The sequence below is a fragment of the Acinetobacter sp. SM34 genome (assembly GCF_022012365.1).
In the GTDB taxonomy this organism is placed as follows: Bacteria; Pseudomonadota; Gammaproteobacteria; order Pseudomonadales; family Moraxellaceae; genus Acinetobacter.
This window is the reverse complement of sequence record NZ_JAKLTP010000002.1, coordinates 91,207-117,382: the sequence shown is the minus strand read 5'-3', so window position 1 is coordinate 117,382 and position 26,176 is coordinate 91,207. Positions and strand designations below refer to the sequence as shown.

General features: G+C 40.5%; 29 protein-coding genes and 1 other RNA gene. 17 read left to right on the top strand and 13 right to left on the bottom strand.

Annotated features, from left to right (window positions below; genetic code table 11):
- Window positions 1-4 precede the first annotated feature (4 nt).
- Together fabZ and lpxA are read left to right on the top strand one after the other, a co-directional pair.
- Window positions 5-490 (top strand): 3-hydroxyacyl-ACP dehydratase FabZ, encoded by a 486-nt coding sequence (gene fabZ / locus LZZ98_RS02310; protein ID WP_171263214.1) that lies wholly within the window; start codon window positions 5-7, stop codon window positions 488-490.
- Window positions 487-1,275 (top strand): acyl-ACP--UDP-N-acetylglucosamine O-acyltransferase, encoded by a 789-nt coding sequence (lpxA, locus tag LZZ98_RS02305; RefSeq protein WP_086174304.1) that lies wholly within the window; start codon window positions 487-489, stop codon window positions 1,273-1,275. The genes fabZ and lpxA overlap by 4 nt, the downstream gene beginning before the upstream one ends.
- 49 nt (window positions 1,276-1,324) lie before the next feature.
- Here the strand turns inward: lpxA and LZZ98_RS02300 are convergent, their stop codons facing one another.
- Complete coding sequence (locus tag LZZ98_RS02300) at window positions 1,325-2,215, bottom strand: YbgF trimerization domain-containing protein (RefSeq protein ID WP_237786474.1); 891 nt, start codon at window positions 2,213-2,215, stop codon at window positions 1,325-1,327.
- A gap of 305 nt (window positions 2,216-2,520) precedes the next feature.
- Here LZZ98_RS02300 and ffs point away from each other — a divergent pair.
- Window positions 2,521-2,617, top strand: an RNA gene (gene ffs, locus LZZ98_RS02295) — signal recognition particle sRNA small type.
- Window positions 2,618-2,939: 322 nt separating this feature from the next.
- Here ffs and LZZ98_RS02290 read toward each other — a convergent pair.
- The 4 genes from LZZ98_RS02290 to LZZ98_RS02275 all read right to left on the bottom strand — a co-directional run bounded on the left by LZZ98_RS02290 (window position 2,940) and on the right by LZZ98_RS02275 (window position 5,927).
- Complete coding sequence (locus LZZ98_RS02290) at window positions 2,940-3,533, bottom strand: regulatory protein RecX (protein ID WP_237786473.1); 594 nt, start codon at window positions 3,531-3,533, stop codon at window positions 2,940-2,942.
- An 86-nt stretch (window positions 3,534-3,619) separates the two neighbouring features.
- Window positions 3,620-4,663, bottom strand: a complete 1,044-nt coding sequence (gene recA / locus LZZ98_RS02285; protein WP_086174301.1) for a recombinase RecA — start codon at window positions 4,661-4,663, stop codon at window positions 3,620-3,622.
- A gap of 144 nt (window positions 4,664-4,807) precedes the next feature.
- A complete protein-coding gene (locus LZZ98_RS02280) occupies window positions 4,808-5,248 on the bottom strand; it encodes an RNA-binding S4 domain-containing protein (RefSeq protein ID WP_086174300.1) in 441 nt (146 codons plus the stop codon).
- A complete protein-coding gene (locus LZZ98_RS02275) occupies window positions 5,241-5,927 on the bottom strand; it encodes an HAD-IA family hydrolase (RefSeq protein WP_237786472.1) in 687 nt (228 codons plus the stop codon). Before LZZ98_RS02275 ends, LZZ98_RS02280 begins: the two co-directional genes overlap by 8 nt.
- Window positions 5,928-5,940: 13 nt before the next feature.
- Between LZZ98_RS02275 and LZZ98_RS02270 the strand changes: the two genes are divergently transcribed.
- On the top strand, window positions 5,941-6,795 hold the full coding sequence (locus LZZ98_RS02270; RefSeq protein WP_237786471.1) for a 3'(2'),5'-bisphosphate nucleotidase CysQ family protein: 855 nt from the start codon (window positions 5,941-5,943) through the stop codon (window positions 6,793-6,795).
- Window positions 6,796-6,853: 58 nt separating this feature from the next.
- Entirely contained in the window at window positions 6,854-7,597 is a 744-nt protein-coding gene (locus LZZ98_RS02265; RefSeq protein WP_237786470.1) for a histidine phosphatase family protein, read from the top strand.
- Window positions 7,598-7,739: 142 nt separating this feature from the next.
- Here LZZ98_RS02265 and rpsT read toward each other — a convergent pair whose 3' ends face one another.
- Window positions 7,740-8,006, bottom strand: a complete 267-nt coding sequence (gene rpsT / locus LZZ98_RS02260; protein ID WP_067724582.1) for a 30S ribosomal protein S20 — start codon at window positions 8,004-8,006, stop codon at window positions 7,740-7,742.
- 215 nt (window positions 8,007-8,221) lie between these two features.
- Here rpsT and LZZ98_RS02255 point away from each other — a divergent pair, with 215 nt between their 5' ends.
- The 5 genes from LZZ98_RS02255 (at window position 8,222) to LZZ98_RS02235 (ending at window position 13,100) form a co-directional block, all read left to right on the top strand.
- On the top strand, window positions 8,222-8,887 hold the full coding sequence (locus LZZ98_RS02255; RefSeq protein WP_237786469.1) for a nucleoside-diphosphate sugar epimerase: 666 nt from the start codon (window positions 8,222-8,224) through the stop codon (window positions 8,885-8,887).
- Between the two features lie 12 nt (window positions 8,888-8,899).
- Window positions 8,900-9,412, top strand: coding sequence for a ribonuclease E activity regulator RraA (rraA, locus tag LZZ98_RS02250; RefSeq protein WP_237786468.1), 513 nt, complete (start codon window positions 8,900-8,902; stop codon window positions 9,410-9,412).
- A 24-nt stretch (window positions 9,413-9,436) separates the two neighbouring features.
- A complete protein-coding gene (locus LZZ98_RS02245) occupies window positions 9,437-10,216 on the top strand; it encodes a glutathione S-transferase N-terminal domain-containing protein (RefSeq protein WP_237786467.1) in 780 nt (259 codons plus the stop codon).
- A gap of 302 nt (window positions 10,217-10,518) precedes the next feature.
- Window positions 10,519-11,202, top strand: coding sequence for a LuxR C-terminal-related transcriptional regulator (locus tag LZZ98_RS02240; protein WP_237786466.1), 684 nt, complete (start codon window positions 10,519-10,521; stop codon window positions 11,200-11,202).
- On the top strand, window positions 11,199-13,100 hold the full coding sequence (locus LZZ98_RS02235) for a sensor histidine kinase (RefSeq protein WP_237786465.1): 1,902 nt from the start codon (window positions 11,199-11,201) through the stop codon (window positions 13,098-13,100). The genes LZZ98_RS02240 and LZZ98_RS02235 overlap by 4 nt, the downstream gene beginning before the upstream one ends.
- Window positions 13,101-13,537: 437 nt before the next feature.
- Here the strand turns inward: LZZ98_RS02235 and LZZ98_RS02230 are convergent, their stop codons facing one another.
- From LZZ98_RS02230 to LZZ98_RS02220, 3 genes are all read right to left on the bottom strand, one after another.
- Window positions 13,538-14,707: a ribosomal protein uL16 3-hydroxylase gene (locus LZZ98_RS02230; protein ID WP_237786464.1), complete on the bottom strand. Its 1,170-nt coding sequence runs from the start codon at window positions 14,705-14,707 to the stop codon at window positions 13,538-13,540.
- 249 nt (window positions 14,708-14,956) lie between these two features.
- Entirely contained in the window at window positions 14,957-15,550 is a 594-nt protein-coding gene (locus tag LZZ98_RS02225) for a Maf family protein (protein WP_237786463.1), read from the bottom strand.
- Window positions 15,550-15,933 carry a DUF2237 family protein gene (locus LZZ98_RS02220; RefSeq protein WP_086174290.1) on the bottom strand — a complete coding sequence of 128 codons (384 nt, stop codon included), beginning with the start codon at window positions 15,931-15,933 and terminating at the stop codon, window positions 15,550-15,552. Before LZZ98_RS02220 ends, LZZ98_RS02225 begins: the two co-directional genes overlap by 1 nt.
- 141 nt (window positions 15,934-16,074) lie before the next feature.
- Here LZZ98_RS02220 and LZZ98_RS02215 point away from each other — a divergent pair, with 141 nt between their 5' ends.
- The 5 genes from LZZ98_RS02215 (at window position 16,075) to LZZ98_RS15555 (ending at window position 19,982) form a co-directional block, all read left to right on the top strand.
- The gene (locus LZZ98_RS02215) at window positions 16,075-17,262 is read left to right on the top strand and encodes a phosphoglycerate kinase (RefSeq protein ID WP_237786462.1); all 1,188 of its coding nucleotides are present in this window, start codon (window positions 16,075-16,077) and stop codon (window positions 17,260-17,262) included.
- A gap of 149 nt (window positions 17,263-17,411) precedes the next feature.
- The gene (locus LZZ98_RS02210) at window positions 17,412-17,684 is read left to right on the top strand and encodes a hypothetical protein (protein ID WP_237786461.1); all 273 of its coding nucleotides are present in this window, start codon (window positions 17,412-17,414) and stop codon (window positions 17,682-17,684) included.
- Window positions 17,685-17,808: 124 nt separating this feature from the next.
- Window positions 17,809-18,846, top strand: coding sequence for a class II fructose-bisphosphate aldolase (gene fba, locus LZZ98_RS02205; protein WP_237786460.1), 1,038 nt, complete (start codon window positions 17,809-17,811; stop codon window positions 18,844-18,846).
- Window positions 18,847-18,941: 95 nt separating this feature from the next.
- Window positions 18,942-19,808 carry a DMT family transporter gene (locus tag LZZ98_RS02200; protein WP_237786459.1) on the top strand — a complete coding sequence of 289 codons (867 nt, stop codon included), beginning with the start codon at window positions 18,942-18,944 and terminating at the stop codon, window positions 19,806-19,808.
- Window positions 19,809-19,829: 21 nt separating this feature from the next.
- The gene (locus LZZ98_RS15555; RefSeq protein ID WP_330848185.1) at window positions 19,830-19,982 is read left to right on the top strand and encodes a hypothetical protein; all 153 of its coding nucleotides are present in this window, start codon (window positions 19,830-19,832) and stop codon (window positions 19,980-19,982) included.
- Between the two features lie 523 nt (window positions 19,983-20,505).
- Here the strand turns inward: LZZ98_RS15555 and nfsB are convergent.
- The gene (nfsB, locus tag LZZ98_RS02190; protein ID WP_237786457.1) at window positions 20,506-21,159 is read right to left on the bottom strand and encodes an oxygen-insensitive NAD(P)H nitroreductase; all 654 of its coding nucleotides are present in this window, start codon (window positions 21,157-21,159) and stop codon (window positions 20,506-20,508) included.
- Between the two features lie 251 nt (window positions 21,160-21,410).
- Here nfsB and hpaI point away from each other — a divergent pair, with 251 nt between their 5' ends.
- Window positions 21,411-22,208, top strand: coding sequence for a 4-hydroxy-2-oxoheptanedioate aldolase (gene hpaI, locus LZZ98_RS02185; RefSeq protein WP_237786456.1), 798 nt, complete (start codon window positions 21,411-21,413; stop codon window positions 22,206-22,208).
- 385 nt (window positions 22,209-22,593) lie between these two features.
- On the opposite strand, the gene LZZ98_RS02180 is transcribed toward hpaI, so the two are convergent.
- From LZZ98_RS02180 to LZZ98_RS02170, 3 genes are all read right to left on the bottom strand, one after another.
- Complete coding sequence (locus tag LZZ98_RS02180) at window positions 22,594-22,767, bottom strand: hypothetical protein (RefSeq protein WP_237786455.1); 174 nt, start codon at window positions 22,765-22,767, stop codon at window positions 22,594-22,596.
- A 66-nt stretch (window positions 22,768-22,833) separates the two neighbouring features.
- Window positions 22,834-23,553: a UDP-2,3-diacylglucosamine diphosphatase gene (locus LZZ98_RS02175; RefSeq protein ID WP_237786454.1), complete on the bottom strand. Its 720-nt coding sequence runs from the start codon at window positions 23,551-23,553 to the stop codon at window positions 22,834-22,836.
- 118 nt (window positions 23,554-23,671) lie between these two features.
- The gene (locus tag LZZ98_RS02170; protein ID WP_067665756.1) at window positions 23,672-24,181 is read right to left on the bottom strand and encodes a peptidylprolyl isomerase; all 510 of its coding nucleotides are present in this window, start codon (window positions 24,179-24,181) and stop codon (window positions 23,672-23,674) included.
- A gap of 166 nt (window positions 24,182-24,347) precedes the next feature.
- On the opposite strand from LZZ98_RS02170, the gene LZZ98_RS02165 reads away from it, so the two are divergent.
- The gene (locus tag LZZ98_RS02165; RefSeq protein ID WP_237786453.1) at window positions 24,348-26,072 is read left to right on the top strand and encodes a glutamine--tRNA ligase/YqeY domain fusion protein; all 1,725 of its coding nucleotides are present in this window, start codon (window positions 24,348-24,350) and stop codon (window positions 26,070-26,072) included.
- Window positions 26,073-26,176: the final 104 nt, after the last annotated feature.

Genomic DNA, 26,176 nt, shown 5'->3' with positions numbered 1-26,176 from the left:
TATGATGACTGAGTCGAATACTCCTGCATTTACGAAACCTGAATTGCCAATGCACATTCAACAAATTCGTGAATATTTACCTCACCGCTATCCATTCTTATTGGTCGATCGCATTGTAGATGTGACTGACAATGGCATCGTGGGCTATAAGAATGTTTCAATCAACGAAGAGTTTTTACAGGGGCACTTCCCGGGCTACCCGATTATGCCAGGCGTTTTGATTGTTGAGGCATTAGCTCAAGTCTCTGGTATACTTGGTTTTATTATGAATAATGAAAAACCTGGTCCAGGATCATTGTTTCTTTTTGCGGGTGTTGAAAAAGTCCGTTTTAAAAAACAGGTCGTTGCTGGTGACCAATTGGTATTAAAATCAGAATTGGTTATGCACAAACGTGGAATTTACAAATATAATTGTATAGCCACAGTGGATGGCGTTGTAGCAACAACCGCGGAAATTACGGTTTCGCATCAGAAAATAGAGCAGGCATGAGTAATAACGATTTAATTCACCCAACCGCCATTATAGACTCATCTGCAGTCATTGCTGCAGATGTACAAATTGGCCCTTATTGTATTATTGGGCCACAGGTCACCATTGGTGAGGGCACCAAGCTACATGCACATGTAGTGGTTGGTGGTTATACTCGTATTGGGAAAAACAACGAAATATTCCAGTTTGCGAGTGTGGGTGAAGTTTGTCAGGATTTAAAATATGCTGGCGAAGAGACCTGGCTTGAAATTGGCGATCACAATTCAATTCGCGAGCATTGCAGCTTGCATCGTGGTACGGTTCAGGATCAAGGACTCACCAAAATCGGTAGCCATAATTTATTGATGGTTAATACTCATATTGCACATGACTGTATGGTAGGTGATCATAATATTTTTGCCAATAATGTCGGTGTTGCTGGACATGTGCATGTAGGCGATCATGTGGTTGTGGGTGGTAACTCTGGTATTCACCAATTCTGCAAAATCGATTCTTACAGCATGATTGGTGGCGCATCGCTGATTTTAAAAGATGTACCTGCTTATGTGATGGTTTCTGGTAATCCAGCACATGCCTTTGCAATGAATGTTGAAGGTATGCGTCGTAAGGGATGGTCTAAAAATGTGATCCAGGCCTTACGTCAAGCCTTTAAATTGATTTATAAAGAGGGTTTAACGACCGAGCAGGCTATACAGCAGATTCGCACGGATTTGTTGCCTGAAGCACCTGAGGCACAGTTATTGATTGATTCTTTAGAGCAATCTAAACGTGGTATTGTTCGTTAAGCGAATATAGCTAAAAAAAGACACCCGTTTGGGTGTCTTTTTTTTGTTTTTATTTCTTTAAATATCCTACTTCTTCAGATTTAGGATAATTTTTTTGCAGTTTGGTTTTAAGCTGCGTGGCAAGGGTAGTGTTGTGATCGACATCTTTGGCTATATTGTAGAGCTGATATAGAGAGCGTGAGGCCTTTGCAGAATTGGGGTATTGATTGACCACAATATTATAGTTCTTTTTAGCTTCGCTATAATTGGTGGGTTCAATCGCCAGATTAAATTCAGCGAGCCAAAAATAGGCATTACTAATGTAGACACTATTGGGATTATTCTTAATAAAGTTTTGCATGGGCGCAATAGCTTTTTTTGCACCGCCTTGTTTATAAGCATCTAAAGCGACAGTATAGGCTGCTTTATCCAGTTCAGCTGAAGACTGAGCGTTAATTGTCGTTGCTTGCGAATTGGCGGCTGTTGCCTTAGTAGTTGGTGCTTGCGTATTTGTAGTTTTGGCTGCGGGTCGTGTGTTGGGTGCTACTGGGGTTGAGCTGGTTGTGTTGGTGCTGGGTGAAGTATCCTGTTGGTTATCCTCCTCTGGAGTTGTACTTTCCGGGTCAACCTTTTGTTGCAATAACTCAAGACGCTGGTCCAAGTCAGTATAGCGATTGGTCAGTTCGTGTTTAAGCTGTTCAATTTCGTTGTCCTGTTCTTCAATTTTCCCACGCAAGATACGAATGTCATTTTCTAATTGCTGGTTTTTTTGCATGATTTGCCAATTCAGATTGGTTGGCACATTGGTAACAGCTGCACCTAAATTAATGGCGACATTGTTAGCACTAGATTCAATACTGCTATTTTGACTTAAATCACGTGATTCAATCGGGACATTGGCATAAAGTGAAGCGGAACCCAATAAGGTGAGTACACATAAAGCATGCTGTTTGAGCATCATAAAAACATCCATTTTGTATTTTTCGGTACTTTCTAAACCCAAGATAAACCCAAGATTTTAGAGTGTGACCATTTAAAAGACATGACGACATTAAAAACGTCCAGCCCATGAAATGCAATATGCATTTACAATCTTGTCGTAGTTTTAAAGTAATTGATTGTGCTGGTAAAAAGCAGGTAAAAATGCCGTTTACACTGCATATTGTTTTTTAAATAATCAAATGAAATTGCTGTGGCTAGAAAAGTGATTTGAACGCTTGCAAGTTAAATAAAAATCTCTATACTCTGTTCTTGCAATGGTAGCCCTGCCGGTTACTTCGCAATTGTACTCCACGAACCCCGCCAGGACCGGAAGGTAGCAACGGTAGTGGAAATATGATGTGCCGAAGGCTTGCTGGTAGGGTTGCCACCAGTTTTTAAAAATAATAAAAAAATAATAAACATCACACTTCCTATTATTTCCTCAATATCTCGTTATTTTAAAATTACTCGCAGCATTTCGGAATTGAATATTCAGAAATTAATGGTTTTTTATGAGCGGATGGTGAACGGTTTCAGTCATTTGCACATTATGACGGAATCGAGTCAGCACAAATATATAAAGCTTTATGAATATCTGGATCAATATGATCAGATCAAGACTTTTCTGCGGAAAAATTTCGAATATAAATATAATCATTAAAATGAATAGTGATACTTTCTAAATCGGTTCACATCTAAAAATTCTAATCATCTTCACGACGACTAATGGCTTTGAATATCGCATCAAGGTCAAATCCTCGATACTGTAAGAAGCGTATTTGTTTGGCCTTCAGTTTAGGATCTCGTTCTACAGTTTTGCCGAATTTTTTCACTTTGAGCTGATAAGCTTGCTCATTCCAGTCAGTTTCCTTTAATTCTTCCTGAATCAGTTCTGTATCAATTTTCTTGTTTTTCAATGCAAGCTTAATCCGGTTTGGACCTTTACCTTTGCGTTTCTGGCTGGACAGCAGCATTTCGGCTACACGCTGGTCACTTTGATAGTTCTCGGTTGCCAGTTCATCTACCAGTTTTATCACTTCATCACGATCCATCGCATATAATGCCAGCTTTTCGACCAGATCGGCCTTGGAATATTCTTTGCGTGTGAGTACGGCAAAAGCATATGAGCGTAACCGGGTGCCGGTTAAGCCTTGAGCTTTAGGCTGTGGATCAGTTTCAAAATGTAGAGCATCTGGATTGGATGGATGTGAGCAGATAGAAGATTCAGCAGGGGATTCATCAAATTGTTGCTTGAGTGCTTCATAGTCAAGCATTTTGGGAAATTTTGGATTACTCATATTGTGTATCTATCACATCAAATAAAAACGCCCCGTAGGGCGTTTTACAGTTTAACTCGAAAAATTCGACTTTAACATCATGCTTATTAAGCATCTAGAAAGTCTGGCTCTTCTTCATCTTTTTCTTCAATTGGCTTGGTCACTGGGGTTAACAGCTTTTCGCGAATTAGGCGGTCAAGTTCCTGTGCAATTTGAGGATTTTCCTCTAAATGGCGGATAACGTTGTTTTTACCCTGGCCAATTTTATTGCCTTGATATGAATACCAGGCACCGGCTTTTTGTACCAGTTCTTGAGCTACTGCAAGATCAACCAGTTCGCCTAGTTGGTTCACACCTTTACCATACAAAATCTGGAATAACGCTTCTTTGAACGGAGGCGCCATTTTATTCTTCACGACTTTCACCCGTGTTTCAGAACCGACAATTTCGTCACCTTCTTTCACTTGACCAATACGACGGATATCCAGACGTACAGAAGCGTAGAATTTAAGTGCGTTACCACCAGTTGTGGTTTCAGGGCTACCGAACATTACACCAATCTTCATACGAATCTGGTTAATGAAGATCACCATACAGTTCGAGCGTTTTGCATTACCGGTAATTTTACGTAGTGCCTGACTCATCAAACGTGCTTGTAAGCCCATGTGCGAGTCGCCCATTTCGCCTTCAATTTCTGCGCGAGGCGTTAGTGCAGCCACGGAATCGACAACGATCATGTCAATTGCACCAGAACGTACCAGCATGTCTGCAATTTCAAGTGCCTGTTCGCCATTGTCCGGCTGAGAGACCAACAGGTTGTCCAAGTCTACACCCAATTTTCGGGCATACTGAGGATCAAGCGCGTGTTCGGCATCAATGAAGGCACAAGTACCCCCAGCTTTTTGACATTCTGCAATCGCTTGCAAGGTCATTGTAGTTTTACCTGAAGATTCAGGACCGTAAATTTCAATGATACGGCCTTTAGGTAGACCACCAATACCGAGCGCGATGTCCAGGGTTAAAGAACCTGTAGATACGGCTTCAACTGCCAGTACAGTGTTATCGCCAAGACGCATCACTGTGTTTTTACCAAATTGTTTTTCAATTTGGCTTAGGGCAGCATTCAGCGCCTTGCTTTTATTATCATCCATCTCACAACCTCAAAACGATGTCACAAAAATATTAACTTAAGTGGATGAGTTACTTTAAAACGTGTTCCACCCAAGTATAGTGACAGATTCATTCTTTATGTTCTATATCAATTCGGTCGAGTACGACAGAATATGACGCTTAAATTAATCATGACTATAAGACCAGTCTTGGTCAAATTGCTGATCATTATCTTGTTTAAATTTACTGATTTGCCGTCGATCTTTTTTACTCGGTCGATGTTCGGGTCGGGCTAGATTATGCAACTTTCTTTGGGTTGCAAGCAACTCTCGTTTTGCAATACTGACTTCTGTTTCTTCATACAGGAGTTGGGCTATCGGGGCAGCTCCGCGATTTCCTGACAAGGCCTTTATCACAATGGTTTTCCGCTCAAAACCTTGTTGAATGGTCAGTTCCATTCCGATACGTACTTCTTTGGAAACCTTGACCCGTTCACCGTTATGATGGACTTTACCGCCTTCAATTGCAGCTTTGCAGATGGAGCGCGTTTTAAAAAAACGTGCTGCCCATAACCATTTATCGATACGCATACTTTCAACATGCTGCTGTTGAGAAGAATTAGGCATATATTTTCAAATCCTCAGCTTGTTTTAACATGGCTATCAAGTCAGTTAAATCTTGTAAAATCGGATAAGGACTTTCTGTCCTGACCTCTCCTTTAGATGAGGGCTGGGCAAGGGTAATTAAATTGCGAATGCCAAATTTTTCTGCCCCTTTCAGTACTTTTTCCGTATCATCAATAAAATAGGCCTGATCGATTGAAAAGGGATGCAGGGCATGCAGTTTTTGCCAGAATTCGATATTTTCTTTGGCATAACCGATGTGTTCACTGCTGATAATAACATCGAAATAATGCGCGATTTGGGTCTGTTCGAGTTTGAATTTTAAACCTTCACAATCGGCATTGGTTGCAATCCAGCAGGAATAGTCCTGGGCTTTAAGATATTGCAGTAATTCTACACACCCTGCACGTAAAGCGACTTTATGTTTAAACTCATGTTGTAGCGCAAGGGTGTCTACACCTACCTTGGCACTCCAAAAACGGGTGGAATACCAGTTTAAGGTATGATTGTGTTGCTGATAAAATTGAAATAGCGCTTGGGTGCTTTGTTCGAGTGTGCAGTTATGCTGGGCAGCATAACGAATGGGAAGTTGATGATTCCAGATGAAATCATCATAAGCAAGATCAAGAAGCGTGCCATCCATATCAAAAATGATGGTGGGTTTTTCTGAATAATTCGGCATATGAAGGTAATCTATGTTTAGAGCAACGACAGCACCGCAAGATGCTTTGATTTTACAGTTAGTTCCCATTGTGACACAGGCATGTGAAATTTTGCGAGCAGAATATCAGGCCTATTGTGAGGGTAAAGTCTTCGATGTAGAACATAAGCAGGACAATTCTCCAGTGACTCAGGCAGATTATCGGGTCAATGAATTTATCACCAAGGCATTAAAGCAGACTTTTCCGCTGATTCCTTTATTGTCGGAAGAAGGTGACAATAGCCAACGCAAGCAATGGCAAAATTTCTGGTTGCTTGACCCCCTGGATGGCACCAAAGAATTTCTGCATAAACGCCCTGAATTTACAATTAATTTAAGTTTGGTAGAAGGTGCGTATACTACCTTTGCGCTATTGGCCATACCGGCTGAACAAACCATATATTTTTGTCCCAAACAAGGCTTACCTTTAAAATTTGAAATTCAGACTCGGCACTGGTTGCAATATCTAGACGATGAGCAGTCTAAAACTGTTCAGGTGGGTTTAAGTCAAAGCAGTCAAAACAAGCCCAAATATGCCGAATATCTGGATATTTTAAAACAGCAGGTTGAGGTGGTAGAGTTTAAGGCGGGTAGTGCTTATAAGTTTTGCATGATGCTGGAGGGGAAAGTGGATATTTACCCACGTTTCCATCCGACCAGTGAATGGGATACCAGTGCAGGACAATGCCTGATTGAGCGCATCGGTGGTGGGTTGGTCGATTTTAAGGGCAGACATTTTTTATATAATCAGCGCGATAGTCTGCTCAATGGCGGCTTTATTGCTTTTCGTAATATCGAGATGAAGAATTTAGCATTCCAGACTCTAGGACTTATGGCGAACATCGATTGAGTGGATGCTTTAACATGCTATAGTGTATTCAACCAGATTCAAATTTTTTGGCTGCATCATGGCGTTAGAACTGCTCCCTACAAGTATGCTGAAGGCGATTGATTTGTTGCCTGATGTCAAAACCCCTGTGACTTTATTTACCCGTCATTCTATTCGTGAGGTGGTTACAGGACAGGGCTTGGCTGGCTATGATTTACAGTTAACAGAACAGGGTCGGGAGTTGGCCCAGACGTGGGGAAGCTATTTAATTAATAATACTGATCGTAGTATCCAACACTGCATTTCCAGTCCTATACAGCGCTGTGTCGATACGGCCGCTTTAATGATCCAGGGTGCTGATGCAAGTATACTGGCACAAAATACCCATCATATTGAAATTGTCGAGCAAGGTTTGTTGGTTGAGCCGGGAAGTTTTGTGCTTGATATCAAACAGGCAGGTCCATATTTTCGAAAACAGGGTGCTCTGGGTTTTATTAACAGTTTTGTTAATAATTCTTTACCCGGAATGAAACATCCTATTTCTGGTGTGGTTGATGTACTGGAACTGATTTATAATACCCATCCACAAGATCATTTCGGTTTAAGCTTGGCGGTCAGCCACGATACCATTTTGGCTGCCATTATTGCGGTTATTTCCGGCCGGAATACGATTAGCCGGGAAGACTGGCCAAAAATGATGGAAGGTTTATTTGTCTGGTTTGAAGGGGATGAGTTTCTGGAGTCTAAACTGAAATGGATCTGGCGTGGTGAAGTGAATGAGCTGTCGATTCGGGAGTTTCATAACTTGGAAAAAATAAAATAAAGAATTATGGGCTTTAAAAAATTCAGTTTGTAGCAAGAATTTTTAACTATTTTATATTTTTAGAATTGACGAATCTTAAATCCATTCATTTTCATATAGGCACAAAAAAAAGCCCGTAATGGGCTTTTTTCAATGCAACAACTTAGTTAGCTAAAGCTTTAACTTGTGCATTTAAACGGCTCTTATGACGAGCTGCTTTGTTTTTATGGATGATGCCTTTATCAGCCATACGGTCGATTACAGGTACAGTTGCTTTATAAGCTTCTGTAGCAACTGCATAGTCGCCAGCTGCGATAGCAGCTACTGTACGTTTGATATAAGTACGAACCATTGAACGTAAGCTAGCGTTGTGTTTACGTGCTTTAACGTTTTGACGAGCACGTTTTTTAGCTTGAGCAGAGTTTGCCACTCGTGCACTCCTTGAATTAGATTGGTCTGGGCGGGCTGAAATTGCAACTGAAAACCTTCATCAGAAGAATTATCACCAGCCCGTAAACAAGTGCCATATTGTGATTAAACTATGGCGTTAAGTCAAGTCTTGACTTGATTTGACAACATTTTAGATGCATAAAAAGTATAAAGAAACCGTTACATTAGAAATAACCTATAGAGATTGCTTAAAAAATGACTAAATCAATTAAAAGTGCAATTGTGATTGGAGCAACAGGTTTGGTGGGACGTGAACTCCTGAAGCGGCTCAGCCTCATTGAAAGCTGTGAAAAAATCACAGCAGTGGTGAGACATGAAGATCAGCAGCTTAAAAGCTTAAAAAAAGTACAACAATTTATTTTAGAGGATTTTCTTTTACTCAACGATGAAGATGTAAACGAATATAGCCATGCTTTTAGTTGCTTAGGCACCACCTTAAAGAAAGCAGGCTCAAAAGAAAATTTTTATAATATCGATTATGAAATCAATGCGCATTTTGCCGACTTATTTGAATCGACCCTGACACATTACTTGTTGATCAGTGCCATGGGCGCCAATGCACAATCCAAAATTTTTTACAATCGGGTAAAAGGCGAGCTGGAAAGTCATATCCAGAGCTTAAACCTGCAAAGCGTTTCTATCGTGCGGCCTTCATTGTTGTTGGGTGAACGGATAGAACAACGAACTTTGGAAGATCTGAGCCAAAAGCTGTACCGGAAATTCTCGCATTTGGTTCCCAATACATTCAAATATAAGCCAGTGACAGCAGAGCAGGTGGCTCATACTATGGTCGAGGCAGCGCAAACTCAAACTGAAAAGTTTGAAATTTATGATAATTTACGCATACAAAATTCCAAATGAGGGAACTATAAAGTGTCTAATCCAGCATTCGTAACCTGTGACTTACTTGATGACAATCCAGAAAAACAGATTCAGGTCGTGACACCATCAATGGATGGTAAATTTTTTAAAAGCTATGGCGCACGCAAAAGTTTTGGCGGTCAGGTAGTGACAGTGAAATGCTTTGAAGATAATTCCCGGGTAAAAGAGCTTCTTGCAACCGACGGTACCGGTAAAGTGCTGGTGGTGGATGGCGGGGCATCCATGCGCTGTGCCTTGATGGGCGATATGATTGCCGAGTCTGCGGTTAAAAATCACTGGAATGGGGTGGTGATTTATGGTTGCGTGCGTGATGTCGATGCAATTGCCGAACTGGATTTGGGTGTACATGCATTGGCTGCAATTCCACAAAAAAGTAATCGCAAAGGCATAGGCGAGGTTGATTTAACTTTGTATTTTGGTGGTGTAAACATCAATTCTGGCGATTATATCTATGCAGATAACAACGGCATTGTGATTACCAATGAAAAATTAGTCGATTTATAACGACGATGATACAAGGATAAAAATATGGTGAATCATCAAATTAAAGTGATCCAGGCCCTGGCTTCGTCCTTGACGGCCGGAGGACGAGGCGTCAGTGGTACAGCCTTTCCAAAGCAGCCTGAAAAATCACTCAAACTTTATGAATTTGAAGGTTCGCCATTTTGCCGCCGTGTACGCGAAGTACTGACCTTGTTGAATTTGGATTATGAAGTCTATCCTTGTCCTAAAGGCGGACAAAAGTATCGAAAAATAGTCAAAGAAAAAGGCGGAAAGAGACGATTTCCATTTTTTATTGATGAAAATACCGGTACTGAAATATACGAGTCGCAAGCCATCATTGATTATTTATTCAAGCATTATGGTAAAACAGGAACAACGCCAAAAAAATTTGCACATTATCCTAAAATACCTGTCGTAGCTTTAGCCGGTACCATCGTGAATGGTGCACGTGGCGTCTGGATTAATCCGAAAATCAAAGACCGTGCAGCACCTGCACAACTGCTGGAATTATGGGGTTTTGAAGCCAGTCCTTTTACCCGTATTGTGCGTGGAGTATTAAGCGAACTGGAATTGCCCTATGTTTACCATAACGTGGCCAAAGAGCGCTGGCAGGATATGGGACCAGCAGTGTTACGTTTTAAGCCTGGAAAATATGAAGCTCTTCCCGGAGGCAAGCGTGAAAAAATCGTGGCAGTGATGGGGCGTGATATTCAGGTGCCGTATCTGATTGATACCAATACCGGAGTAAAAATGTTCGAGTCAGCCGATATTGTCAAATACTTAAAGCAGCAATATGGTCAGTAACCCCATATACAAAAAAACCGCTAAAGCAGCGGTTTTTTTGTATATGGGATGAAATCAAGCTGAAAGCAAAGCATCCCATAGACTGCATGATATTCAGAGTATTGAATTGATCAATGCTGGATTAATTATCGATTGAACTCTAGAGGGTTTATTTTATGGTGTTCATTGAGGCTGATTGACAGCAGAATAGCAAATAAGATTGATGTATTATTAGTATAAAAGTCATTGAATTACCAAGTTTAAGGGATATCGTTAAGCTCGTTTTTCTCGCTATACTAAGCGGTTATAACAGGGGGTGGCTTGTGTCAGAATTAGAAACAATTTTACCAGTACCAGTTTTAATTGTTGAAGATGAAGATCTTATTCAAGAACGATTAAAAAATATATTGACAGAATTGGGTTATCGCAAAGATATGCTCATTTTTGCCAAGAATTTGCAGCAGGCTTTTGTAGAAATAGAACAGCAACCAATTTCTTTGGCCCTGGTTGATCTTGGACTGCCCGACGGCAATGGTATAGAGCTGATTGAAAAACTACGTATACTGGATAACAATGCCCTGATTTTGGTGATTTCTGCATGGAGTACGCAGGAAAGTTTATTTTCAGCAATCAAGGCTGGTGCGACAGGTTATGTCCTGAAAGAACGTGATGATGCAGAAGTCAAGTTATCTATTCGCAGCATTTTACGTGGTGGGGCACCGATTGACCCTTTTATTGCACAAGAAATTTTAAAACAGATATCGGCTGCGGTCATACCGGCCAGCCATGATCAGAAACTCATAGATGCAGAAATGGAGCTGTTAACCAATCGGGAAACCGAAATTTTGAATCTGGTTGCACAAGGGATGAGTAATCGGGAAATTGCTGAACAACTCTTTGTTTCTAAATATACGGTTGAAAGCCATATTAAACATATTTACCGAAAATTATCGGTCACCAAAAGAACCAAAGCCGTCAGTGCCGCACGATCCTTAGGGATTTTATGAAGCAGTTTATTGTGCATTGCTTTTTTATTCTTGTTCTAAGCCTGCTGAGTCAAATCAGTTCTGCTGAAATAACGCAAAGTATTAATGCACAATGCGCAGCGCATATTCATTCTATTCGTACTGTTAAGACCAGTTCAGTCACTATTTTACCGCAGCAGGGATGGCAAACTGTAGATTTGCCCGATCAGTGGCAGAAGCGCTGGAAAAATTATGATGGAGCAGCCTGGTACAAAATTCAATGGAGCTGGTCCTGCCAAAATAAGGCCAAACTTACAGAACCAGTTGCTTTTTTAATTGATTATATTAATTCTGCCGGTGCTGTTTATTTAAATGGCGATTTACTCTGGAAGAATAAAAATCTAAAGGAACCGCTGTCAAAAAGCTGGAATGTACCACGTTACTGGATTTTACCATTAGCTGGGTTAAAACCTGAGAATAATGAAATTTTGATTTATGTGAGAGGCAATGCTTTTCAATCTGCTGGATTAGGAAGAATTTTTTTTAATGATGTGCAAACGATTTATGATGTGTATCAAAAAAAAATATGGGAGCGCAGAACTTTATTTCAAGTAAATATCGTTTTATCAGTCACCTTTGGTGTGATCTGCTTGGTGATCTGGTTATTAAGACCTAAAGAAACTGCATTTGGATGGTTTGCCTTAAGTTCGATGTTGTGGGTGATGTTTATTTCAAATGTTTTAACTACAGAAACATTTCCTTTTCCGACAAGTTTAATGGCAGCTCAATTTAATTTAGTTTTCTTTGTGCTTTATATCATTAGTTTTTGTATTTATTTATTAAGGTTTATTCAAAAGCATTTGGCTAAAGTCGAGCCTGTTGTTTATTTTGTGACTGGGCTTACAAACGTGGGTATTTTTATTACCCCCGAAGCTCAGATTTATCTGATTTTTGCGCTGATATTTTTGATATATGTCAGTTTATTTTTTCTCACTTCTTTCTATATCAGTTATCACGCCATTCGATCGAGAAGAATAGATTATATCTTTTTATCCATTTGCCTGATGGGTATTCTATTTTTTACCTTATTTGACCTTTTCTTATTATCAACATATACGGGAACGGATGACGGACCTTTATCTCCCTATACTGCACCAATTATTACCTTTTTTCTGGTGATGATATTGGGAACACGATTGTCAAATAATATTAAAAAAGTAGAAGCATTTAATGCACAGCTTGAAGTAAAAATTCAGCAAGTGAGTGAAGATTTAAGTTCCAGTTTAAATGAAAAGCATCAACTCGAGCTTGAAAATGTCAAATTACAGGAAAGAATTCATTTATCGCATGATTTACATGATGGGTTAGGCGCATCTTTAGTTCGCTCGATGATTTTAGTGGATCAAAGCGCCCATAATATTTCGAATAAGCAATTTTTATCGATGCTTAAATTATTAAGAGATGACCTCAGACAAATTATCGATAGTGGTTCTTCTGCAGATAATAAAATTCCAGTTAGTCCTATATTGTGGGTGGCACCAGTGAGGCATCGTTTTAGTCAGCTTATGGATGAGCTGGATATTCATTCTAAGTGGATTTTTCCGCCTGAATGGCAGGCAGTGCCTAATGCTTTACAGTGCCTCACCTTAATACGGGTATTAGAAGAGAGTCTGACTAATATTATTAAACATAGTCAGGCCAAGCATGTAAAAATATCGATGGTTTATATTACAGAAAATCAGTTTATTTTAAATATAGAAGATGACGGTATTGGTTTTGATGCTGAATGTGTGGCGCAACAAGGATTAAGTATTGGCATGCGCAGTATGAATATGCGTTTGCAGCGCATGGGTGCCGATTTTAACTTATCTTCTGAGCCAGGCTGCACCATCATTCAGGCGATTGTGCAACTGAAATTACCGAAGTTAACTATTGATTGATCGTCAGTGATATGGATATAAGATATCAAGATGTGTTCAATTATTTTTTATAAAAATTAATTATAGTGCTCACAGAAGATTAATTCTCATGAATCATGCTATTCAGCAATTAGAAGACTTAAAAAGCATGAGGGTACAAGATTTAGATCAGCTCTTTCAAAATAGTCAGTGCCTAAATCGGAAAATCACTTTTTAGTGATCAGCCAGTTTTAATCATCAATCATAACTTAGGCAATAATCCACTGTGGGGCAGGCGTTATCATAATGAAATGGTACAGATCAGTTCACATATCTACTTGGCAACGTCTCATTATAAAATAGGCAATAAATTAAAATTTGTGAGTTATTTTGCTTTTGACCTGTCGAAAAAATAAATGTGAAAATTCTAAAAATATAAAAAAAGGGGAAATCATTATTTCCCCCTTTTAGAGTTTTATTTATTCTTCATCTGCTGCAGGCAATAACATCAAAATTGATTCATTTAACAAATTGACAATATCTTCGAAAATATCTGGATCATAAAGATTTTCATCCAGTAATACTGAACCGCCATCAGCCAACTGTTTTAAAATTGGGGCAAAAACTTCAGAAATACAAATGCCTTCACCATTTGCCCAAAACAGCAACTCGTTTTCATCTTCAGTATAAAGCAGACGTGATGCCGGCTCGAGCATGAGTGAATAACCCTGCTCCAAAGCTTCTTCCAAATCACCGCTACCAATCGCTTCTGCCTCTGGAATATTTTCCGGATATTTTGGCTCAGACATCAGGCTCATCAGGGCATCTTCAAGCACAGTCGGATTTTGCAATTGTGCCAAAAGTTCGGTTTTTAAATACTCCAGCTCATTTTGGGTGATTTGACCAATCGGGCTGATCTTGTCACGCAGAATATCTTTCAACGGATTTTTAAGCAGCTGATCGTCTGCAAATTTGTCACTAACTCGATCCATCATTTCCGCTACATTCGGCATGCGGAAACCGAAAGAGAAGGTCAGGCAGTCATCTTCAGCTACGCCGTAGTGGGACAAACCTGGTGGTACGTACAGCAAATCACCCGGAGCAAGCACCTCGTCAAAATGAACCTCCATTTCAGGGAGCAGTTTTAACGGCTGTCCTGCTACGAAGTCAGTATCTGCGTCGCACATTTGTCCCAATTGCCAGCGGCGATGACCATAACCTTGTACCAAAAACACGTCATAAAAGTCGAAGTGCTTACCTACAGAGCCACCTTTAGGAGCATAAGACACCATGATGTCATCGCGACGCCACTGGGGAATAAAAGGAAACTTCTTCCATAGTTCTGCCAGATCAAATGAATAATGATCCACAGCCTGTACCAGTAATGTCCAAAGCTTAGGCATCTTCTGGAAATCAGCTTTGATTAAAGGCGAAGATTTGACAGACCATTGATTTGGATCTTTGTCCTTTTGCTTGATTAAACGCGCGCTGACATTTTCGTCTAGTGCCAGTTCCATCACGTCATCAGGTTCTAAAAAATTTGCAATTTCAGGGAGCGCATTACGTACCAGTAATGGTTTTTTTTGCCAGTATTCGGCAAGGAATTGTTCAGCGGTGATTCCGCCTAATATATCTAAAGGTTGGGACATTGCTAAGACTGCTTGGAAAATTTGGGTGTATTTTCGCGTGAGTCAGTCTGAGGTGCAAGCTGAAGTTGATTTTCTGATCTTATTATCTTAGGTGTTTATCATTTAAGTCACATTATCTTTTATTTAACCCATATAGATTTTAAATTGAATTTATTGGTCTGATACTTGTCTATATTGTAAAGAAGTGGCATTCAGCGAGTAATGCTATTGCAAATGTGGGGAATATTGAATTCCCCAAATAGGGTGATTTTAAGGCACCAGCACATTCAACTGACGCAGAATATGACACAGCTGAATCATCGGCATACCCATCAAGGTGGTTTGATCTTGACCAGTCATCTGTTCAAACAGGCTAATTCCCAGACTTTCACACTTGAAACTGCCTGCGCACATTAAAGGTTGATCGACTTCAATATAACGCTCGATTTCAGCCAGGCCAAGTTTACGGAATTTGACTTTATAATGTTCTACCAAGGTTTTTTCAAAACCGGTTGACTGCTGCTGTACGCTTAATGCAGTACTGAAATAAACGATTTTGTCCGAATTGGCCTGCAATTGTTTTACCGCTTTTTCCACGGTTAACGGTTTGCCAATAAAAATATCCGGAGCACCTTCACGCCAAGCCACCTGATCTGAGCCAATCACGATCGCTTCGGGATATTTTTCTGCAATCCTTTTAGCTTTTTCAAAAGCCAGTCGCTGTGCCAAATGGTCGGCATGATCTTCACCACGAGGCGATTCATCAATATCCGGTACCATGCTCTGATAGTCGATACGCAGACGATTCATCAGGTCTTTACGGGTTTGACTGCTTGAAGCCAAAATAATTTGGGGAGTACTCATTACACTGCATATTCCATAAGCACATCAAGCGGGACGTAAGAGAGCACAGCTTGATGGCAAGCTTGTATTTTAATAGGGGGAGCGATACCAGCCTGATACGCTTCAACCCAACGGGTCACACAAATGCACCAGAAATCCCCCGGTTCCAAACCGGGAAAATCAACTTCTGGCAAAGGTGTGATCAGATCATTCCCTATTTTTTGCGAAAAATTAAGAAACTCAGCGGTCATTTGTGCACACATCGTATGCTGACCTAGATCTGTAGTCGCCGTATGACAAAAGCCGTTACGAAAATAACCGGTAATAGGAGAGTAGCAACAGCTTGCCAGAGGTTCGCCTAAAACATTTAAACGATTGATATTTGGATCTGGGTGTATAGACATAAGCTCTAAATCATTATGTGGCTTTTGACTATGATAATCAAAACTTTGTCTTTCGACAGCTTTTATGCAAAAGAAGCTAACCTTTTTCTACATAATCATTTAAAATCGGGGCGTTTTTTATATCTATAAAGTGAGCTATACATGAACTTTCAGCGTATGACTGACCTGGATTTGGCAGGTAAGCGTGTACTAATTCGTGAAGATTTAAACGTTCCTGTTAAAAACGGTGTAATTACCAGTGATGCACGTTTACGCGCAGCACTACCTACCATTAAAGCGGCCTTGGAAAAAGGTGCTGCAGTAATGGTTTATTCACACCTTGGTCGTCCGGTTGAAGGTGAGCCAAAACCTGAACAGTCTTTAGCACCAGTTGCAGCTTATTTAACTGAAGCTTTGGGTCAGGAAGTAAAACTTTTCACTGACTATCTGGATGGTGTTGAAGTTACAGCGGGTCAAGTGGTACTTCTTGAAAACTGCCGTTTCAATGCTGGTGAAAAGAAAAACAACCCTGAACTTGCACAAAAATATGCTGCGCTTTGCGATGTATTTGTAATGGATGCATTCGGTACTGCACACCGTGCAGAAGCGTCAACTGAAGGCGTGGCACGTTTCGCAAAAGTGGCAGCAGCTGGTCCTTTACTTGCAGCAGAACTGGATGCTTTAGGCCGTGCACTTAAAACACCTGAAAAACCAATGGTTGCCATTGTTGCAGGTTCTAAAGTGTCAACTAAACTTGACGTACTCACTTCACTTTCAGATATTTGCGATCAAATCATCGTCGGTGGCGGTATTGCTAATACCTTTCTGGCTGCGGCAGGTTTCAATGTAGGTAAATCATTATGCGAAAATGATTTAATCGACACCGCCAAAGCCATTGCGGCAAAAGTATCTGTACCCCTTCCAACTGATGTTGTGGTTGCGGATGCAACTGAAATCAACTTTGATGATTTCTTGGGTTCATTGGCTGCTGCAAAAGCTGTTGTGAAAAAAGTTGAAGATGTTGCTGACAACGACATGATCCTTGATGTTGGTCCAGAAACTGCCAAAGCATTTGCTGAAATTATCAAAACTTCAAAAACTATTCTTTGGAATGGTCCGGTAGGCGTGTTTGAAGTGGATCAGTTCGGTGAAGGCACGAAAGCACTCTCTTTAGCAATTGCAGAATCTAATGGTTTCTCTATTGCAGGTGGTGGCGATACTTTAGCGGCAATCGACAAATACGAAGTTGCAGACAAGATTGGTTATATCTCAACAGGTGGCGGTGCATTCCTTGAATTTGTTGAAGGCAAAACGCTTCCAGCGGTTGCTGTACTTTTAGAACGTGCTTAATTAAGCCGTCTAGCTGCAATCAAAAGGTTGACTTCGGTCAGCCTTTTTTCATTCCTTTTTCATTTTAGGTAGTCATTTTTTAGTCATAAAAATGCAATATATCTGCAATAAAATCCTCATCATTAAATCTCCTGTGGTAGGAAAATGTGATGAACCTGAAATTAACACTTGCAGCACTTGTGATTTTACCGTTGGCTTTGACAGCCTGTGCCAAGAAAGATGAAGCCCCTAAAACGGAAACTGCCGCTTCTGCAGCAGCGGATGAACAAACCACACCAGAACAGCAAAAAGCAATTGATGCCTTGGATAAGCCTGTCCTGGATGAAAAAAATACCGATGTACCTGCTGAAGTGGCAAATGCACCAGCAGATGAAGCGACTGCCGCTAGCGAGGAAGCTGCTTCTACAGCAACTGCACAATAAGTTTGTGGTTTTTTATTTAAAAGTCCCTGCATAAGCAGGGACTTTTTTTTTGAAATAGTGTGTTTTGTTGCTGAATTGAAATGATTCAGCATGTAGAATATGGCGCATCACCTGGGAGGATATTATGGCTCTAATCTCGATGCGCCAGCTCTTGGATCACGCTGCAGAACACAACTACGGCGTACCAGCGTTCAACGTAAACAACTTAGAACAAATGCGTGCAATTATGTTGGCCGCAGACGAAACCAATTCACCTGTAATCGTTCAGGCATCAGCCGGTGCTCGTAAATATGCAGGGGCTCCGTTCTTACGTCATTTAATTTTGGCAGCAATTGAAGAGTGGCCACATATTCCAGTGGTTATGCATCAAGATCATGGTACTGACCCTGATGTATGCCAACGCTCTATCCAGTTAGGCTTTTCATCTGTAATGATGGATGGTTCATTGGGTGCAGATGGTAAAACGCCTACAAGTTATGAATACAATGTAGACGTAACTCGTCGTACAGTTCAAATGGCTCACGCTTGTGGCGTTTCAGTTGAAGGTGAAATTGGTTGCCTGGGTAGCCTTGAAACCGGTATGGCTGGTGAAGAAGATGGTGTAGGCGCAGAAGGCGTTCTTGACCATTCTCAACTACTTACTTCAGTTGAAGAAGCACGTAGCTTTGTTGCCGATACCGATGTAGATGCCTTGGCGATTGCCGTAGGTACTTCACACGGTGCGTACAAATTCACGCGTCCACCTACAGGCGACATCCTGGCAATTGACCGTATTAAAGAAATTCATGCGGCATTACCAAATACCCACCTTGTCATGCACGGTTCAAGCTCTGTGCCACAAGAATGGTTGGCTGTAATCAACGAATTCGGCGGCGACATCAAAGAAACTTATGGTGTACCTGTTGAGCAACTGGTTGAAGCAATCAAACACGGTGTACGTAAAATCAATATCGACACTGACTTACGTTTGGCATCAACGGGTGCAATGCGCCGTATGATGGCTGAAAAACCAAGCGAATTCGATCCACGTAAATTCTTTGCAGAAACTATTGTTGCAATGAAACAAATTTGTGTAGATCGTTATACGGCATTTGGTACAGCAGGTCATGCAGACAAGATTCGTCCAATTTCTTTAGAGAAAATGGTGAATCGTTATAAATAATCTTCAAGATTATCTATAATCAAAAGCCCACAGTGATTGTGGGCTTTTTTGTATCTAATTCTTGATCCATTATAAATAAGGAAAATATCCAAAAGATGGAACTTATATTGGCTGCAGCGTGCTGTAGTGTCGTCATCTCTATTCTTTTAAAACTATGCAAAGCCAAAGGTTTTGATGCCTTGCAGATGATTGTCTGGAATTATGCTTCTGCGAGTCTGTTGTGTTATCTGTGGTTTAAGCCGGATTTACAGCATATCTCAGTTATAGATACGCCGTGGTGGCTGATTGTAGCGCTGGGTGTGTTACTGCCGAGTATTTTCTTGTGTCTGGCGAAATCCTTGCAATATGCCGGTATTGTAAAAACTGAAATCGCCCAGCGTTTATCTGTAGTCTTGTCGCTGTTGGCAGCATTTTTTATTTTTCAGGAACAGTTTAATACCCTGAAAATGGTCGGTATCGGTTTAGGTATTGCAGCAGTGTTGAGTATTCTATTTTCACATCATCAGGCACAGTCGGGTCAATCCGTTGCCACCAGGCAAGGCATGTTTTATTTGGCCTTGGTCTGGTGTGGATATGCCTTGATTGATGTGTTATTGAAATACACCACTGGGTTGGGTGTGCAGTTTGCCGTGGCACTGAATTTAATGTTTATCTGTGCCTTTATCTTGTCTTTGAGTTATATCCTCCTAACCACAAAAACAGCTGGCAGTAAAAAAAATATACTGGCTGGAATGGGGCTGGGAATGTTGAACTTTGCCAATATTGCCCTTTATGTTCATGCGCATATTTTATTAAAAGACACACCTGCAATTGTGTTTGCAGGCATGAATATTCTGGTGGTGCTATTGGGGGCTTTCAGTGGTGTAATGCTGTTTAAAGAAAAAGTAAAACCCGCAACTGCATTCGGGCTGGCTTTGGGTTTGGCGAGTGTTATTTGCTTAGCTTATGCCATGTCTGTTTAAGATAACCGGATAGAAAAATGAGTGGGTGCTGAAAAAAATCTTTCGGCTCCGCTATACCCATCAGCAAACCATTGTTATGGCAAGCAGGGCAGGCAGGATAGTGGTGATCTTCTTGTTGATAGAGGTGAATATAACATTGCCGGCAGTGATGGCATTCAAATTTCATTGGCATAAGTATAAACAAAGACATGCTGAACCTCTTAAAAATTTTAATCGTTATAGGTGGGTATGTAGCAAAAAGCAGACCATAAAATAGTCAGTGCAAAAGAAATAAATTAAAAATACAGCGCATCTAAATACGCTGTATTTGCAGGTTGTTAAGGCTTATAAAATAAGGGCATTGACTTAATTATGAGCGTTGAAACCGTTGTAAGGTATCTTGCAAATAGTAATGAGCCATAGCGATAGGATGCTTGAATACATCTTGCATTTCAATTGTGCCCTGAAGTTGACCAGGCTGCTGACAATGAGGGCATGTGGGATATGAAGTCAAAATAGTATCTGGGCTGTATTTGTGCATGTAAACCGTTTTACAAGATTTGCATTCAAATTTTATCGGCATTTTAATAGCTGGAGGCATGATCGGGAATTACCGTTTATTATTTTTGGGCAAATATACCGCAATATTGTTGCAAAAATAAGTCCCGGAATGACATAAAAGGGGCATTTTAGCCCCTTTTATTGTAATTTTTTTTAATCAAAGCTTGGTAAAAATTTCTTCACGACTCAGACGTGATTTGGGTAGCTGAGCATTGAAATCACTTTCACTGCGATAACCCAACGTCATAATGACTGATGGAATTAAACCTTTTTCATCTAATTCCAATTCTTGACGGATGATTTGTTCATCAAAGCCACCAATGGGAGTGGCATCTACACCTTCAATACCGGCTGCCAGCAATAATTGGCCTAGTGCAATAAAGGTCTGATTTTCTGCCCAGCGTTGAATATCACCTTTTTCATTACGGTAATAATCCACATAACCGCTACGGCTGTCTTTTTGTCCTTGTTTGGCTTTTTCATCTTTAAAACGGCCGCTGACATCATCGTGGGTGAGCAGGGTATCTAAATGCTGTTCACTGATATCTGCTTTGGTACAGAACAGAATGGTGTGAGAGGAATCTAAGACTTTAGGTGCATTGTAGGCATATTTACCCACTAAAGCCTTGGCAATGCGCTCTTTGGCAACTTGATGATCGGCAATAAAAAAATGCCAGGGTTGAATATTGATGGAGGATGGCGTGAGACGCAGGATTTCCAGTAAACGTTCAAATTGTTGCTGCGGAATTTTTTTTGAAGCATCGTATGCTTTGGTGGTGTAACGTGTTTTTGAAACGTTTAACAAATCCATGAGTGACATTTCCACTATTAAATTTTTTATGATTTTACCTGATTCATGGCTGAAATAGCTTGGAAGAATTTTTAGATAACTTATATTTTGGCGTATAGAGTATGAATATTTATTGTAATTTAGAGTAAAAAACTTAATAAAATGAATCATTAATAGCTATATACAATGACAAAATACGAAATCAATATTGGTACTTTTTGCCAAATGACGTTTAATCAAATCAGCATGTAGTTATTGGGTGGAGTAAGCAAATGATAGATGATACAAACCATTTTAAAAGAAGACTAAAAACCCAACAGCAGATTGGCTTATGGGTCGGTCTGGCAGATGCTTACGGCACTGAAATTGCGGCTAATGCCGGCTATGACTGGTTACTCATTGACGGTGAACATGCACCGAGTGATTTAAGAACGACACTCTCTCAATTGCAAAGTATCGCAGCGTATCCATCACAAGCTGTGGTTCGTCCACCTATTGGCAGTGTGCAGCTGATTAAACAACTTTTGGATATTGGGGCGCAAACTTTATTGATTCCCATGGTGGAAACCGTTGAACAAGCTGAACTGATGGTCAAGGCGGTACGCTATCCACCAGAAGGTATTCGTGGTGTGGGCGCGGCACTGGCACGCGCAACACGCTGGAACAGCATTCCTGACTATTATGCAAAGGCCCATGAAAATATTTGTCTGCTGATTCAGATTGAATCGGTAACAGGTCTGGAAAATCTGGACGAGATTCTCAAAGTAGAAGGCATTGATGGGGTATTTATTGGTGCAGTAGATTTATCTGCCACCATGGGCTATCAGGGTAATCCTAACCATCCGGAAGTACAAAAAGCCGTAATAGATGCAATTCAACGTATTCGTGCTTCAGGTAAAGCAGCGGGTATTTTATCTACCCAACATGAAGCTACACAACAGTATCTTGATTTGGGTACCGAGTTTGTTGCGGTGGGTGTAGATACCAGTGTATTGATAAATTCTCTACGCGAGCTTTTAGCGAAATATAAAGATGGAACTGAAGTGGTTAAATCTGAAGGTGGTTATTAACTAATAAAAGTCCAATAGATCTCTTTCATAAATCAAAAAATGTTTAATATTTGATTTTTTTAAATCAGCACGGCCTCATTTGATTGATTTAATTTTTTTGCCTTTTCGTAGGCAATCTCTCTACTTTTGAAAGGTCAAAATGAGGATCTCAAAATATATTTTGAGTCCGCAAGAAAAACCTTTTATTTCCCATACACGACTTCCTGAGCCAGTTTTAAGCACTGCTTTAAAATGCAGCGCAAGGGATGGGAAATGTGTGGCATCCATGCCACACTCATGAATCTAATATCGACTAAAATCTATTTTCAATTTTGGCTTTACGAACAAGTTTTAGTTTCTAAAATGATTTATGAAAGAAGCCCAATATTTATTGGGCTTCTTTCATTTAATATAAACTATTTGGATTCTGTAAAAGATGTTTTGATAAAGTGGGTTTAATTCTGAATATTTTTTTATTAGCGTTAATTTTTCCAGTGTTAATAATAAATTTAATTGTCTCAAGCCAAGCTACTGCTTGCTCATTTGGATTTAATGCCTTTTCTTGAACTTTATCATTCATAAATAAAGATAATATATTACAAATGACTTTATCAAGTTTTCGAATTTATTGTTTTCAGTTTTTATTCTAATAACTCCAAATCTTTAATTCTAATTTTTGATTATCTTGCTCAGGATTAATTTCCAGAATCCGTGCTTCATGTGCACGCCAGTCGCCCAGAACAATTCTTTTTTTATCGCGTAGTTCATGAATGGCAGCACGATGGGTATGTCCATGAATCAATACATCAACATGTTCTAAAGCAACTTTCACAGCAAACTGATTCACATCCATGATGTCATAAGACTTCACTTGCTTGGTTTCTGCGCTTTTTTTACGGAAACCATTGGCCAGTTTTTGCCGAAAGCTTAAAGGCAAGCGTTTTAAAAAACCTAAAAGCAATGGATTGCGAATGATTTTACGGAACTTTTGATATGACACATCATCGGTGCAGAGCAGGTCACCATGTTCTAAACGGTATGTAGTTTGGGATATTTTTAAAATTGCCGGTTCAGTGAGTAGTGTGCCATTGAACTGTTTTAGGAATTTATTACCTAGCACGAAATCACGGTTGCCGGCCTGAAAATAAACATGATTGCCAGCACGATTGAATTTTTGCAGGGCATGCACGATTTCATCCAGCCAAGGCGCGGTGTAGTCATCGCCAATCCAGGCATTAAACCAGTCACCCAAAATATAGAGCTGGGTATTTCTATCTTTATAACTGTCTAATAAATCCAAAAACCCCCGAACGAGTCGAGGGTGTTCAGGTGACAAATGTAAATCAGAGATAAACAGATAGGTCACTAATTTTCCTTTTTGATAATCCCTCCCGACCTCCCTTTTTTAAAGGGAGGAGACTTTCCGTTTCAAGGGAGTCTAGCTCCCTCCTTTAATAAAGGAGGGATGGGGGAGGATTTAAAAATTATTCAGAAATGATTTTTGCAGATTCGATTACAACGTTTTCTAATGGAACGTCAGCGTGGTAGCCACGATTACCGGTACGAACGCCTTTAATTTCGTTAACTACATCAAGACCTTCAGTCACTTTACCAAATACTGCATAGCCCCAGCCTTGAGCATTTTTGCCAGAGTGGTTCAGGAATGCATTATTACCCACGTTAATGAAGAACTGAGCAGATGCAGAATGAGGCGCTTGAGTACGTGCCATTGCAATAGTACCCAAATCGTTGGTTAAGCCGTTATCCGCTTCATTTTCAATCGCGTCACGTGTTGCTTTTTCTTTGAAGTTTTCATCCATGCCACCGCCTTGGATCATGAAACCGTCAATAACACGGTGGAAAATTACGCCATCATAAAAACCATCACGAACGTATTCCAAGAAGTTTGCAACAGTTTTAGGTGCTTTTTCTGAGTTAAGTTCTAGAACAATGCGTCCTTTATTGGTGTTTAATTCGACTTGAGGAAAACTCATTCTATAATCTCCTGATCATGGACTAAAAAAGCCATGGGTTTTTGGTTGAGAGAAGCATAAGCAAACTGTAAACTACAAGGCAAGCAAAAACGTTATTTTCTTTGTTAAAAATAGAGAAAAGCGTTTTAATTATCCTATTTTATCTTATAGAAGTGATTTATCAACTATGAAGCCGAATGATGTTGTTTCATCCCTGCCAAATAACCCGACAACAAGTACTCAATCTGTCGATGCTGCGCAGCAAGAACAACAGCCGGGCTTAGACTTTGTACGCCAAGTGATTACTGACGATTTGGCAGCAGGCCGTACACAGCAAGTGATTACACGCTTCCCACCGGAACCGAATGGTTATTTACACATTGGTCACGTGAAAGCGATTTGTTTGAACTTTGGTATTGCGCAAGAATTTGATGGCGTATGTAACCTGCGTTTTGACGATACCAACCCGGATGCAGAAGAACAAGAATATGTAGACGGTATTGCCAACGACGTAAAATGGCTCGGTTTTAACTGGAATGGTGAACCGCGCTATGCATCAAGTTATTTCGATCAACTGTACACCTGGGCAGTACAACTGATTGAACAAGGTGATGCTTATGTCGATTTGCAAACCCCTGAAGAAATCAAGTTAAACCGTGGTTCATTTGTAGAACCGGGTAAAAACTCTCCCTTCCGTGAGGCGACTGTAGAAGAAAACCTGGCGCGTTTTGAACAAATGCGTAATGGCGAGCTGGGTGAAGGTCAGGCTGTACTGCGTGCCAAGATTGATATGGCTTCTCCAAATGTGCATATGCGTGACCCGATTATGTATCGCGTACTGCATTCAGAACATCACCAGACTGGTGATAAATGGAAAATGTACCCAATGTATGACTATGCTCATCCATTGTCAGATGCCATTGAAGGTGTGACTCACTCTTTATGTACTTTGGAATTCCAGGATCACCGTCCGTTCTATGACTGGATTGTGGAGAAGGTGAAATCACCAGCAGTTCCGCACCAGTACGAATCGAGCCGTTTAAATGTGGACTACACCATTACCTCTAAACGTAAGCTGCGTAAGCTTGTAGAAGGTGGTTTTGTGAATGGCTGGGATGATCCACGTATGCCAACAGTAGTCGGTATGCGCCGTCGTGGTTTCACACCTGAAGGTTTGCGCGATTTCTGTAAGCGTGTGGGTGTCTCTAAAGTTGATGGCAGTATTGTTGATGTTGCAATGCTGGAATACTGTATCCGTCAGTCTTTGGAAAATACCGCTGCACGTGGTATGGCGGTGTTAAATCCACTGAAAGTGACTTTGACGAACCTGCCTGAAGCAATGAACCTGAGTCATGCACGTCATCCGAACGTTGATATGGGTGATCGTATCATTCCATTGACGTCTGAAATTTACATCGACCGTAAAGATTTTGAGGAAGTGCCACCGAAAGGCTTTAAACGTTTAATTCCTGAAGGTGAAGTACGTTTACGTCATGCTTACGTGATCAAGTGCGATGAAGTGATTAAGGATGCTAACGGTGAAGTGGTTGAACTGAAATGTTCAATTGACCCGGAAACTTTAGGTAAAAATCCTGAAGGTCGTAAAGTAAAAGGCGTGGTGCATTGGGTATCTGCAACTCAAGGTGTGCCTGCAGAAGTGCGTATCTACGACCGCCTATTCACCGAATCTGATCCGGAAGTGGGCGATGACTTCGTTGCCAACTTAAATCCTGAATCACTCAAAGTGGTTCAAGCGGTGATTGAACCGGCTTTAGCTGAAGCGAAGCCTGAAGACCGCTTCCAGTTTGAACGTGAAGGTTATTTCGTGGCAGACCAATATGATCACACAGCAGCGAAACCGGTGTTTAACCGTATTCTGGATTTAAAAGACAGCTTTAAGCCTGGAAAATAACATTGTTTATGCTCTAGGATGATTCACTGTTGAGTCAAAAATATTTAGATCAAGCTCAATTTCGGTTGGGCTTTTTCATGACAGCTATTTTATAAACATTGAAG